Raw genomic sequence first — 11,290 nt, forward strand, 5'->3', positions numbered from 1 at the left:
TTGGACTCGGATCTAGCGGGGGATCAGCGCACGGCCGCGAGGAATTCGCGGGTGCGGGGGTGTTCGGCGTCGGCGAAGATCGCGTCGGGCCGGCCGGTCTCGACGATGCGGCCGTCGTCCATGAAGATCACGGTGTCGGCGACGTCGCGGGCGAACCCGATCTCGTGCGTCACCACGACGAGGGTCATGCCGGACTCGGCGAGATCCCGGATCACGGCCAGCACCTCGCCGACCAGCTCCGGGTCGAGCGCCGAGGTGGGCTCGTCGAAGAGGACGACGTCGGGCCGCATGGCCAGGGTGCGGGCGATCGCGACGCGTTGCTGCTGGCCGCCCGAGAGCTGCGACGGGTACGCCTTCTCGCGGCCCGCGAGCCCGACGCGGGCGAGGAGCTCGCGTCCGCGCTCGGCGGCCTCGGAGGGGGACACCCCGGTGGCGAGCTGCCCCTCCGTCAGGTTCTCCAGGACGGTGAAGTGCGGGAACAGGTTGAACTGCTGGAAGACCATGCCGATGCGGCGACGCTGGCGCGCCACGTCCCGGGGATGCAGCTCGCGCAGCACGGTGGCATCGCTGCGGTGGCGGGCCTCGCGGTAGCCGATCAGGTCGTCGTTCACCCGGACGTACCCGGCGTCGGGGCGCTCCAGATGGTTGATGCAGCGGAGCAGCGTCGACTTCCCGGACCCGGAGGGCCCGAGGATGATGGCGACCTCGCCCTGCGCGACGTCCAGGTCGACGCCGCGCAGCACCTCGGTGCCGCCGAAGGACTTCCGGAGCCCGCGGACCTCGATCGCGCTCATGCCCGGTCTCCCGCCGCGCGGACAGTGCGGGGCAGCCGGGGGCGCAGGCGGGCCGCGTCGGCGAGGACCTCGCGGAAGGGTCGGGCGTCCCGTCGGCCCCGGTTGAACCGGCGCTCGACGAAGTACTGGCCCACGGCCAGCACCGAGGTGATCACGATGTACCAGATCGTCGCCACCAGCAGCAGCGGCATCACCTTGAAGTTCTGGTTGTAGACCAGCTGCACCGAGTACAGCAGATCGGTCACGGCGATGACGCTGACCAGCGACGTCGACTTGAGCAGCCCGATCAGCAGGTTGCCGGACGCGGGGATGATCGCCGGCATCGCCTGCGGGAGCACGATGCGGCGGAAGATGCGCCGCGGGCTCAGCCCGAGCGACCGGGCGGCCTCCGTCTGCCCCGGATCCACCGAGACGAGGCCGCCTCGCACGATCTCGGCGGCGAACGCCGCGACGTCGATGGTCAGCGCGATGAAGGCCGCGACGAGGCCGCTGATCAGGTGCGTGGTGTTGAAGGTGACGAACTCGGGACCGAACGGGATGCCCAGCGAGAGTTGCGGGTACAGCGAGGCGAGCTGGAACCAGAACAGCAGAAGCACGAGCGGGGGCACTGACCGCACCAGCCAGACGAACACGAAGGACACCGTCTGGAGCACCGGGCCGCCCCACAGCCGCATCGCCGCGAGCCCGATCCCGAGCACGAAGCCGGCAGCGAAGGTGACCGCCGTGAGCCACAGCGTGAGCCACAGGCCCTTGAGCACCGCCTCCTGCGTGAAGTAGTGGGCAACCGTGGGCCATTCGAAACGCTCATTGGTGACGAGCGTGTTCACCAGCATCGCGCCGAGGACGGCCACGACGGCGGCCGCGATCCATCGTCCGGGGCGGCGCCGCGGCACGAGACGCACCGGTGCCGCGGAGGTGTCCGTCGGCGGGCCCTGTGCGGCCCGCGACGGGGAGAGAATCGTTGTCGCCATGATGTCCGACCGTAAGTCGTTGGCGCGCAGAGAAGAAGGTTTTCAATCGCCCTGACCGGATGCGGCGATCCCGGAATCGAACGCGTAGCGGACGGCGTGCGCACGGTCCCGGAGCTGCGCCTTCGCGAACAGATTGTTGATGTGCGTCTTGACCGTCGACTCGCTCACGAACAGCCGCGCGGCGATGTCGCGGTTCGCGAGGCCGTCGGCGATGAGCCGCAGCACCTCCGTCTCGCGGGGCGTCAGGTCGGCGGGCGTGACCGCCGGGGTCGACGGTGCCCGCCCGGCCCCGGAGCCCGCGGTCGCCGACGCCAGCAGGCGCTGCTGCACCTGCGGGTCGAGCACCGACTGTCCTGCGGCGGCCGCGGTGATCGCGGCGGCGATCTCCGCCCGCCCCGCGTTCTTCGTGAGGTAGCCGCGGGCGCCGGCCTGCAGGCCGCGGAGGATCGACTCCTCGTCGTCGAACGTGGTGAGCAGGACGACGGCGGTGTCCGGCGCGTCGGCGAGGACGCGCTCGGTGGCGCCGGCGCCGTCGAGGTTCGGCATCCGCAGGTCGGTGAGCAGCACGTCGGGGCGTTGCTCGCGGACCAGCGCGACCGCCTCGACCCCGTCGGCGGCGGCCCCGACCACCGCGATCCCGGGCATCAGGTCGAGCATCGCGGCGAGCGCCTCGCGCACCGCGGCCTGATCGTCGGCGACCACCACTCGGATGTCGTTCACTCACAGCTCCTTGATCGGATCGGACGGGCGGGGCAGGACCAGGCGGACCGCCCAGCCGCCGTCGCCGGTCGGCGCGGCGTGCAGCGAGCCGCCGGCCTCGGCCGCGCGCTCGCGCATGCCGATCAGCCCCATGCCGGAGCCGTGGACGGCGGTCGCGGTCCCGGCCCCGTTGGTCACGGTGAGCTCGGCACCGTCGGGCACGGGGGAGAGGCGGACGACGACGGGCGCGCCGGCGGCGTACCGTCGGGCGTTCGTGATCGCCTCCTGCGTGACCCGCAGGACCGCCCGGGCCTGCGCGGCCGTCAGCTCGACCGGTTCGGTCTCGACGGTCTCGTCGGGGCCGTCCGCGAGGGCGGCGAGCGTCGCGGGCAGGTCGACGGTGTCCTCCCGCAGCGCGTGGACGGCGCCGCGGGCCTCGGTGACGCCGTCCGCGATCGCGCCGCGGGCACGCTGGACGGCGGCGCGGGCGTCGTCGGGCCGGTTCGCCTCCAGGAGGGCGTCGGCGAGCTCGAGCTGCATACCCGCGCCGGAGAGGGTGTGGGCGAGGACGTCGTGCAGGTCGCGGGCGATGCGGGCGCGTTCGGCGAGCGCGCTGCTGCGCGACTCGGACTCCGCGGTCAGCTTCGTCTGTTCCACGAGCTGTTCGAGCGCCCGGGTGCGTTCGCGGCGGCTGCGACCGGCGATGCCGGCCCACACCGTCGCGGTGACCGAGACGCCGATCCAGATCGCGTTGAAGTCGGTGGGGCCGGTGAGCGATGCGGTCGCGGTGACGCTGGCGCCGGCGAGCACCGCGAGCGGGACGGAGATGCGGGCCGGGAACGCGCCGCCCAGGTGGACCGTCGAGATGTAGAGCAGGACACCGAGCGCGCCGTTCGGCTGGAGTGCGAACAGGACGCCGGCGGCGACCACCGTCGCAGCCTCGGTCGCGACCCGCGCGGGCAGCGGGACCCGGTCCTCCGGAAGGCACCGGACGACGACGCCGGCCGCGGCGATCGCGAAGAGGGCGGCGGTCCACGGGCTGTCGCGGTGGAAGTCGAGGGTCGCGCCGGCGACCACGACGCCGGCCACCGCGATGACGAGCGTGATCCTCGTCCGCAACCCGTCCAGCACCTCGTCATGATGGCACGCGATCGTGCGCCGTGCTTCCGACCCGCCCGTCGTTCGGCGGACCAGGAGATTCGCGATGGCTAACATCAAGTGCATGCGCGTGATCCTGACCCTGGTGGCCCTCGCGGCCGTCGCCGCGGGCGCGTGGTTCGCCTTCCTCGGGTGGGACCAGGAGTACTACGAGGTCGACGGTGTCGCGCAGGGGCCGTACCGGCCGTGGCAGGTGGTCGCCTGCGGCGCCGTGATCGTCCTCGCGTGCACCGCGGCGTTCGCGTATCTGCGGCGCGTCTGGCTGCTGGCGGTGATCCCCGCGGTCGCGGTCATGGGGTTCGCGGTGCCGTGGGCGGCCTGGGCGTCGCAGGACGACACCGGCCTGTGGGTGGTCGGCCTGCTGTTCCTGCTGGTGGGCGGGACGATGGGGCTGACCGCCTGGCTGGCGGTGGGCTACGCCGTCGTGGAGGCCGTCCGCGCGATCCGGTGCCGACGAGCGGGGGCGCGGGCCCCGTCGGGTCCAGGGGTGGAGTGGTGACGATGCGCCCCGGCCTGCGCGCGGTCCTCGTCGTGGTCGGCCTCGTCGCGTCGGTGACGGTGCTCGCGATCGGCGTGGTGGCCTTGCCCGACGGAGCCCTGCGGGTCGCATGCCTGATCGCGATCGTCTGGGCGGCGGCGGGCGCGCAGGTTCTGCTCGGTCGGGCGTGGGGCGTTGCCGTGCTCCCCGTGCTGACGGTGGCCGCGATGCTCGTGCCGATGACGATCGACGCGTCGGGCGAGCCCGCGGCCCACATGTGGCCGGTGGCCGTAATCGGGGCGATCGTCTTCCTGATCCCGGCGCTGATCTGCTTCCTCGCGGCGGTCCACGGGGTCGCCGGGGTGGCGCGCCGGGAGCGCGCGCGACGGGCGGGGTGAGACGCGTTCCGGTCGAGTGGGAAAATGGCCCGCATGTCTACGTCATCGATGTCCAGTGCCGCCGCCGACCTGACGGTGCACTCGATTATCGATGCCCGCGCGCGGCTCGCCGGGGTGGTGTCGGTGAGCCCGCTGCAGCACTGCGAGCGGCTCTCCGCGCTGACCGGCGCCAAGGTCTACCTCAAGCGCGAGGACCTGCAAGTCGTGCGGTCGTACAAGATCCGCGGCGCGTACAACCTGATGGCGCAGCTCACCGAGGCGGAGAAGGCGGCCGGCGTGGTCGCGGCCTCCGCCGGTAACCACGCGCAGGGCGTCGCCTTCGCGTGCCGGGCGATGGAAGTGCACGGCCGGATCTACGTGCCGACCACCACGCCGAAGCAGAAGCGGGACCGCATCCGCGCGCACGGCGGCCGGTACGTCGAGCTGATCGCCACCGGCGAGACCTACGACGCCGCGGCAGCCGCCGCCCAGGAGGACGTCGCGTCGACGGGGGCCACCTGGGTCCACGCCTTCGACGACCCGCGCACCACTTCGGGGCAGGGCACCATCGGCGTCGAGCTCGTCGAGCAGCTCGACGGGGTCGTCCCCGACGTGACCGTCATGCCCGTCGGCGGCGCCGGCTGCTTCGCCGGGGTGACGCGGTACCTGCGCTCGCAGTCCCCGTCGGCCACGATCGTCGGCGCCGAGCCCGCGGGCGCACCGTCGCTGGCGCGTGCGCTCGAGGCCGGCGGGCCCATCGACCTGCCCACCATCGACCCCTTCGTCGACGGTGCCGCCGTCAAGCGGATCGGCTCCATCGGCTACGACGTCGCGGCGTCCGAGGGTGGGGTCGTGTGGCCCGCGCACGCAGTGCACGACGTCGCGGCCGGCGAGCTCGGCATCATCGAGGTCGACGAGGGCGCGATCTGCACCGCGATGCTGGACCTGTACCAGAACGAGGGCGTCATCGCGGAGCCCGCGGGCGCGCTGTCGGTGGCCGCGCTGGCGCAGCTGCGGTTCGAGCCCGGCGCCACGGTCGTGTGCCTGCTCTCCGGCGGCAACAACGACGTCTCGCGCTACAACGAGGTGATCGAGCGGTCACTGGTGCATCAGGGCCTCAAGCACTACTTCCTGGTCGCCTTCCCCCAGGAGCCCGGCGCGCTGCGCCGCTTCCTCGACGAGGTGCTCGGGCCTGACGACGACGTGACGCTCTTCGAGTACGTCAAGCGCAACAACCGCGACACCGGCGAGGCCCTCGTGGGTGTGGAGCTGGGCCGCGCCGGCGATCTCGGCGCGCTGCTGGAGCGGATGGACTCCTCGCGCCTGCACTGCGAGCGGCTCGAGCCCGGTTCGCCCGCGTACCGCTACCTGACGTAGTCGCCCACGTATGCGCCTTGATGCACAATGACATCGAGGAGGTGCACTATGGCGAAACTGGAGCACGCTTTCGTGGGCGACTTCGACAGCGCGTTGGAGGTGCTCGACGCGCACATCATGGGTGGCAGTGCCTCGGCCACGTTCGAGGACGGAAGCACGATCGCGGCGGGTGGGGTTCGCGTCGCCGTGCGGGTGTACGAGCGATACAGCTACACCGGCTCCAACCGGGTGAGCCTGAGTCTCACGCTCGTGGGGCACGGGGAGGATCTGTATCTGACCGGGATCACGTCCGGCGGCAGTCAGGCGATGTTCTTCAAGGTCAACCGCTTCGGCGAGGACGCCTTCCTGAAGAAGCTCCAGCACGCGCTCGCTCAGCTCTGACGGGCGCGGGCCGCGATCATCAGGCGACCGAGACCGCGTGCTGCGCGCGGTGCGCGGCGACGCGCTGCTGCAGGAACCAGGTCTGCGCGTAGAGGGTGACGCCGATGAAGAGCATCGTCGTCACGCCGGCGAAGCCGCGGCCGGTGTGATCGCCCATTGCCATCGGCACCAGGACGTCGACGCCGATGTGCAGCGCGATCGCGACGATCCACAGGCCGATGGTGGCGGCGGTGCCCTGCCGCAGGTAGCGGCCGTCGGGGCCGGGGAAGACCTTCGTGGTCAACGCCCGCGGGTAGGCCAGCGCGACGGCGATGATCAGGCCCAGGACCGCGGCGACGACATGGCCCGCGCCGACCTCGCCGCCGCCCGAGACGTACTGCACGGTCTGGTAGAGGCCGACCGCGGCGAGGACCAGCGCGATGCGGGCGGTCTTGTCCTTGAGGGGGCGGGCCTGCAACTGGCGGTAGAAGATCCAGCCGACGGCGAGGACGGCGATGACGGCGGTGGTCGCTGTGTTCATGCCGATGACTCTGCCGCGATCGTCGCCGCGGCGGATCGACCGACGGGTGGAGATCCGGGTGGAGACGTAGCCTCGACCCATGCAGATCAGCGACACCCTCACGCCCGCCGTCGTCGATTTCCTCTCCGCGGGAACGCGCACCGGCCACCTCGCCTACCTCGCCGGGGACGGCCGCCCGCTCACCGCGCCGGTCTGGTTCGTCGTGGACGACGGTGCCCTCGTCTTCGCGACCGGCCGGGACACCCCGAAGGGTCGGCTGCTGGCGAAGGATCCGCGGGTCGCGGTGTCCGTGGACCTGCAGGAGCCGCCCTACGCGTTCGCGCAGGTGCAGGGCGTCGCGGAGCTCGTCGACGACTCCGACTACCTGCTGAAGATCTGTACCGCGTGCGGCGTCCGGTACATGGGCGCCGAGCGCGGCGAGGAGTTCGGCCGGCGCAACGCCGTCCCCGAGGAGATCGTCGTGCGCGTGCGCCCCACCCGCGTCCTGTTCAACGGCGACGTGACGGCCTGAGGCTCAGTCGAGCTCGTCGACGGCGCCCTTGATCAGCTCGAGGCTGCGCTTGCGCTCCGCGAGGCCGGGGATCATGCCGGAGATCATCAGCTCCTGCGGCTGGGTGCGGGTGAGCAGCTCGCGGAGCTCGTCGCGCACCGTCGCCTGCGAGCCGACGATCCACGCCGACGTGGTCGGGGCGATCGCGTGCTCCTGCTCGGGCGTGAGCGGCTGCGCCGCGGCCTGCTCGTAGGTCATCATCCGGCCGGGGTTGCCGGTGCGCACCCGGTACATTGACGCCTTCGCCGGGCCGGCGATGCGCTGGGCCTCCTCGTCGGTGTCCGCGGCCACGACGGTGACCGTCAGCATCGCGTTGGGGGCGTCGAGGTCGCCGGGGCGGAAGGTCTCGCGGTACTCGGCGAGCGCGGGCAGGGTGGCCTGCGGCGCGAAGTGCCGGGCGAAGGCGAAGGGCAGGCCCAGCAGGCCGGCGAGCTTCGCGCTGAACGTCGACGAGCCGAGCAGCCACATCTGCGGGTTCGAGCCGACGCCGGGGGTCGCGGTGATCGCCACGTACGGGTGGTCGGCGGGGAAGTCGTCGCGCAGGAACGCCCGGAGATGCGCGAGTGCCTGGGGGAAGTCGTCGACGGACTCGCTGACCTTGCCGCCGCGCAGCGCATGGGCGGTGAGCTGGTCGGTGCCCGGCGCGCGGCCGATGCCCAGGTCGATGCGATCGGGGAACAGCGCGTCGAGCGTGCCGAACTGCTCGGCTACGACGAGCGGCTGGTGGTTCGGCAGCATGACGCCGCCGGAGCCCACGCGGATCTTCTCGGTCGCCGCGGCGATCTGGCCGATCAGCACCGCGGGGGCGGAGCTGGCGATGCCCGGCATCGAGTGATGCTCGGCGACCCAGACCCGCTCGTAGCCGAGGCGTTCGGCCTCCTGCGCGGTCGCGATGGTGTCGCGGAGGGCGTCGCCGAAGGACGCACCGTCGACGACGGGGGCGAGCTCGAGCAGGGAAAGGCGAGGGCGGGGGAAGGGTGCTTCGGTCACAGAAGAGACAACCGGGGGCGACCCGGAAATCATCCCGGACCGCCCCCGTCGACGTTGTGGCGGTTGCTACACGAGCTCGCGCAGCGCCTCGATCTGCTTCACCCGGCCGGCCGCGTCCTCCGCGATCGGCACGACGTTGAGCACGGTCGCGCCGGCCTCCTCGAACGCGGCGACCCGCTCCTTGACGTAGCCCTTCGGGCCGATCAGGGAGACGCTGCGGGCCAGCTCGTCCGGCACAGCCTCCACCGCGGCGGCCTTGTCGCCGGCCAGGTACAGCTCCTGGATCCGGTCGGCCTCGGCGCCGTAGCCGTAGTTGGTGGCCAGCGTGTGATAGAAGTTCTTGCCCTTGGCGCCCATGCCGCCGATGTACAGCGCGAGGTGCGGCTTGACGAAGCCGAGCAGGTGGTCGACGTTCTCGCCGATCGCCAGTGCGGGCCCGGCGTAGACGTCGAGCTCGCCCAGCGCGGGATCGCGCTTGGCCTTGCCTTCGGCGACCGCGTCGCCCCACACGTCCTTGGCCTTCTCCGGCAGGAAGAAGATCGGCTGCCAGCCCTCGGCGACCTCGGCGGCCAGCGCCACGTTCTTCTGGCCGAGCGCGGCGAGCAGGACCGGGATGCGCTCGCGCACCGGGTGATTGATCAGCTTGAGCGGCTTGCCCAGGCCCGTGCCGCCGTCCTCCTGGGTGAGCGGCATCGTGTAGAACTTGCCGCGGTGCTCGAGCCGCTCGCGGCGCCACACCTTGCGGCAGATCTCGATGATCTCGCGGGTGCGGCCGATCGGCGCGTCGTACTTCACGCCGTGGAAGCCCTCGATCACCTGCGGGCCCGAGGCGCCCAGGCCCAGGATGAACCGGCCGTCGGACACGTTGTCCAGGCCCGCCGCGGTCATCGCGGTCAGCGTGGGCGTGCGGGTGTAGATCTGCAGGATGCCGGACGCCAACTGCACGCGCTCCGTCTTCGCGGCGAGGTAGCCCAGCGCGCTGACCGCGTCGAACGAGTACGCCTCGGGGACGAAGACGATGTCCAGCCCCGCCCGCTCCAGGTCGAGGACCTCGTCGGCCGTGGCCTTGAACCCGTCCGTGTAGTTGATGCCCAATCCGATTCGCATAAGCGTTAGGTTCTCACAAAGCAACCGCTTAGCAACAGAGTGCCCGCGGATTGTGGTCAGGTACCGCGGCGGAGCACGACGAAGGAGTGGCCGGGCACCGTCGTCGCGCCGTCCCGGACCGACGGTGCCTCCCAGGACAGCACGGGCGAGCCGCCGAACGGCGCCGTGACGGGCGCCGAGGTGAAGTTCACGACGAGCGTCAGGTCGCCCCGGTGCACGGCGAACCAGGTGGCCTCGCCCGGATGATCGCAGGCGATCGCTCGCAGGTCGTCGCCGGCGAGCGCCGGGTCGCGGCGCAGCGCGATGAGATCGCGGTACACGCCCGACAGCCGCGCGTGGCCGGGCCGCGCGGGCTCCGACCAGTCGAGATGCGAGGCGGCGAAGGTGTCCGGGTCCTGCGGGTCGGGCACGTCGCCCGGCGGCCAGCCGTGCTCGGCGAACTCGGCCTTGCGCCCCTCCGCGGTGGCGCGGGCCAGCTCCGGCTCGGGGTGGCTGGTGAAGAAGCGGAAGGGAGTCCGGGCGCCCCACTCCTCGCCCATGAACAGCATCGGCGTGAACGGCGAGAACAGGACCAGCGCGGCCTTCACCGCCAGCTGGCCGTCGGTCAGGTACTCCGACGGGCGGTCGCCCCGCGCCCGGTTGCCCACCTGGTCGTGCGTGCAGGTGTAGGCCAGGAGCTGCGACGGTGCCACCCGTGTGGGGTCGATCTTCGTGCCGTGGATCCGGCCGCGGAACGAGCTGTGGGTGCCGGCGTGGAAGAAGCCCTCGGTGAGCACCGTCGCCAGGCACTCGGGGCTGCCGAAGTCGGCGTAATAGCCCTGCCGCTCGCCGGAGACGATGGTGTGGACCGCGTGGTGCACGTCGTCGTTCCACTGCGCGGCGAGACCGTAGCCGCCCAGCTCGGCGGGCGTGACCAGGCGCGGATCGTTGAGATCGGACTCCGCGACGAGGGCCAGCGGTCGGCCGAGCTCCGCGGACAGCTCTGCGGCGAGCGCGGCGGCATCCTGCAGGAGGTGCCGATCGGAGTGGTCGACGAGGGCGTGCACCGCATCGAGGCGGAGCCCGTCGGCGCCGTAGCGGCGCAGCCACCACGCGATGTCGTCGAGGATGAAGCGCCGGACCTCCGCGCTGCCCTCGCCCGACAGGTTGATGGTGCGACCCCAGGTGTTCGCGCCGTCGGTCTCGTACGGGCCGAAGCGCCCGAGGTAGTTGCCCGACTGGCCGAGGTGGTTGTGCACCACGTCGAGCAGCACGCCGAGGCCCAGGTCGTGGGCGGCCGCGACGAACCGCTCCAGGCCCGACGGTCCGCCGTAGGGCTCGTGCAGGGCGAACCACCCGACACCGTCGTAGCCCCAGCCGTGCTGGCCGTTGAAGGCGTTGACCGGCATCACCTGCACGAAGCCGATACCCAGGTCCTGCAGGTACGGAAGGCGGTCGATGGCCGCGTCGAACGTGCCCTCGGGGGTGAAGGTGCCGATGTGCAGCTCGTAGACGACGGCGCCGTGCAGCTCGCGGCCCGCCCACCGCGGGCCCTCCACCTCCGGGATCAGCGCCGACGGCCCGTGCACCCCGTCGGGCTGGCGGGGCGACCGCGGATCGGGGAGCACGGTCTCGTCGTCATCGAGGAGGAAGCCGTACCGCGCGTCCTGCGCGGCCGGCGCGGTGACCCGCCACCAGTCGTCCGCGTCGCGGCGCATCGCGTGCACTGCACCGTCGAGCCAGAGCCGGACCCGCCGAGGGCGCGGCGCCCACACCTCGAAGGCGTGGTCGGCTGCGGCGGCGGGCGAGGTGGACATCGGTTCGCAACGATAGCGACGCTCCTATGGGTGTCAAGTAGTCCACGGGTGCTCAAGTAGGCGGTAGAGGTCGCGGGCGATGTAGCGCTTGA

Annotated in this window: 13 protein-coding genes; 5 read left to right on the plus strand and 8 right to left on the minus strand. The window is 72.0% G+C overall.

Translation table 11 applies throughout. The features are described from left to right. Positions 1-23: 23 nt before the first annotated feature. From ACLQ3K_RS18530 to ACLQ3K_RS18545, 4 genes are read right to left on the minus strand one after another with little or no spacing between them, the layout of a single operon-like run. A complete protein-coding gene (locus tag ACLQ3K_RS18530) occupies positions 24-794 on the minus strand; it encodes an amino acid ABC transporter ATP-binding protein (RefSeq protein WP_426001038.1) in 771 nt (256 codons plus the stop codon). Then, on the minus strand, positions 791-1,765 hold the full coding sequence (locus ACLQ3K_RS18535) for an amino acid ABC transporter permease (protein ID WP_426001039.1): 975 nt from the start codon (positions 1,763-1,765) through the stop codon (positions 791-793). The genes ACLQ3K_RS18530 and ACLQ3K_RS18535 overlap by 4 nt, the downstream gene beginning before the upstream one ends. A gap of 42 nt (positions 1,766-1,807) precedes the next feature. Then, positions 1,808-2,485 carry a response regulator gene (locus ACLQ3K_RS18540; RefSeq protein WP_426001040.1) on the minus strand — a complete coding sequence of 226 codons (678 nt, stop codon included), beginning with the start codon at positions 2,483-2,485 and terminating at the stop codon, positions 1,808-1,810. Next, entirely contained in the window at positions 2,486-3,595 is a 1,110-nt protein-coding gene (locus ACLQ3K_RS18545; RefSeq protein WP_426001041.1) for a sensor histidine kinase, read from the minus strand. It lies immediately after the preceding gene. Between the two features lie 73 nt (positions 3,596-3,668). Here ACLQ3K_RS18545 and ACLQ3K_RS18550 point away from each other — a divergent pair, with 73 nt between their 5' ends. The 4 genes from ACLQ3K_RS18550 to ACLQ3K_RS18565 are packed head-to-tail and all read left to right on the plus strand — an operon-like array spanning position 3,669 to position 6,235. Continuing rightward, positions 3,669-4,121, plus strand: a complete 453-nt coding sequence (locus ACLQ3K_RS18550; RefSeq protein ID WP_426001042.1) for a hypothetical protein — start codon at positions 3,669-3,671, stop codon at positions 4,119-4,121. After that, positions 4,118-4,498: a hypothetical protein gene (locus ACLQ3K_RS18555; RefSeq protein ID WP_426001043.1), complete on the plus strand. Its 381-nt coding sequence runs from the start codon at positions 4,118-4,120 to the stop codon at positions 4,496-4,498. The genes ACLQ3K_RS18550 and ACLQ3K_RS18555 overlap by 4 nt, the downstream gene beginning before the upstream one ends. A gap of 33 nt (positions 4,499-4,531) precedes the next feature. Beyond that, positions 4,532-5,854, plus strand: coding sequence for a threonine ammonia-lyase IlvA (gene ilvA, locus ACLQ3K_RS18560; protein WP_374201261.1), 1,323 nt, complete (start codon positions 4,532-4,534; stop codon positions 5,852-5,854). A 48-nt stretch (positions 5,855-5,902) separates the two neighbouring features. Continuing rightward, on the plus strand, positions 5,903-6,235 hold the full coding sequence (locus tag ACLQ3K_RS18565) for a DUF6054 family protein (protein WP_224645034.1): 333 nt from the start codon (positions 5,903-5,905) through the stop codon (positions 6,233-6,235). A gap of 19 nt (positions 6,236-6,254) precedes the next feature. Here the strand turns inward: ACLQ3K_RS18565 and ACLQ3K_RS18570 are convergent, their stop codons facing one another. Then, a complete protein-coding gene (locus tag ACLQ3K_RS18570) occupies positions 6,255-6,755 on the minus strand; it encodes a hypothetical protein (protein WP_224645035.1) in 501 nt (166 codons plus the stop codon). Positions 6,756-6,834: 79 nt separating this feature from the next. Here ACLQ3K_RS18570 and ACLQ3K_RS18575 point away from each other — a divergent pair, with 79 nt between their 5' ends. Continuing rightward, positions 6,835-7,266 (plus strand): PPOX class F420-dependent oxidoreductase, encoded by a 432-nt coding sequence (locus tag ACLQ3K_RS18575; protein WP_224645036.1) that lies wholly within the window; start codon positions 6,835-6,837, stop codon positions 7,264-7,266. A gap of 3 nt (positions 7,267-7,269) precedes the next feature. On the opposite strand, the gene ACLQ3K_RS18580 is transcribed toward ACLQ3K_RS18575, so the two are convergent. The 3 genes from ACLQ3K_RS18580 to treZ all read right to left on the minus strand — a co-directional run bounded on the left by ACLQ3K_RS18580 (position 7,270) and on the right by treZ (position 11,198). Continuing rightward, positions 7,270-8,295, minus strand: a complete 1,026-nt coding sequence (locus ACLQ3K_RS18580; protein WP_224645037.1) for an LLM class flavin-dependent oxidoreductase — start codon at positions 8,293-8,295, stop codon at positions 7,270-7,272. Positions 8,296-8,361: 66 nt separating this feature from the next. Beyond that, positions 8,362-9,402 (minus strand): LLM class F420-dependent oxidoreductase, encoded by a 1,041-nt coding sequence (locus ACLQ3K_RS18585; RefSeq protein WP_336670396.1) that lies wholly within the window; start codon positions 9,400-9,402, stop codon positions 8,362-8,364. A gap of 56 nt (positions 9,403-9,458) precedes the next feature. Next, complete coding sequence (treZ, locus tag ACLQ3K_RS18590) at positions 9,459-11,198, minus strand: malto-oligosyltrehalose trehalohydrolase (protein WP_426001044.1); 1,740 nt, start codon at positions 11,196-11,198, stop codon at positions 9,459-9,461. Positions 11,199-11,290 lie beyond the last annotated feature (92 nt).

This window comes from Tsukamurella sp. DT100 (genome assembly GCF_049844855.1).
Classification (GTDB): domain Bacteria; phylum Actinomycetota; class Actinomycetes; order Mycobacteriales; family Mycobacteriaceae; genus Tsukamurella.

What these genes read in the sequence shown, in the direction of transcription:
- ACLQ3K_RS18530 (WP_426001038.1), bottom strand. Translation starts at nt 794, where the DNA reads ATGAGCGCGATCGAGGTCCGCGGGCTCCGGAAGTCCTTCGGCGGCACC.
- ACLQ3K_RS18535 (WP_426001039.1), bottom strand. Translation starts at nt 1,765, where the DNA reads ATGGCGACAACGATTCTCTCCCCGTCGCGGGCCGCACAGGGCCCGCCG.
- ACLQ3K_RS18550 (WP_426001042.1), top strand. Translation starts at nt 3,669, where the DNA reads ATGGCTAACATCAAGTGCATGCGCGTGATCCTGACCCTGGTGGCCCTC.
- ilvA (WP_374201261.1), top strand. Translation starts at nt 4,532, where the DNA reads ATGTCTACGTCATCGATGTCCAGTGCCGCCGCCGACCTGACGGTGCAC.
- ACLQ3K_RS18565 (WP_224645034.1), top strand. Translation starts at nt 5,903, where the DNA reads ATGGCGAAACTGGAGCACGCTTTCGTGGGCGACTTCGACAGCGCGTTG.
- ACLQ3K_RS18570 (WP_224645035.1), bottom strand. Translation starts at nt 6,755, where the DNA reads ATGAACACAGCGACCACCGCCGTCATCGCCGTCCTCGCCGTCGGCTGG.
- ACLQ3K_RS18575 (WP_224645036.1), top strand. Translation starts at nt 6,835, where the DNA reads ATGCAGATCAGCGACACCCTCACGCCCGCCGTCGTCGATTTCCTCTCC.
- ACLQ3K_RS18585 (WP_336670396.1), bottom strand. Translation starts at nt 9,402, where the DNA reads ATGCGAATCGGATTGGGCATCAACTACACGGACGGGTTCAAGGCCACG.
- treZ (WP_426001044.1), bottom strand. Translation starts at nt 11,198, where the DNA reads ATGTCCACCTCGCCCGCCGCCGCAGCCGACCACGCCTTCGAGGTGTGG.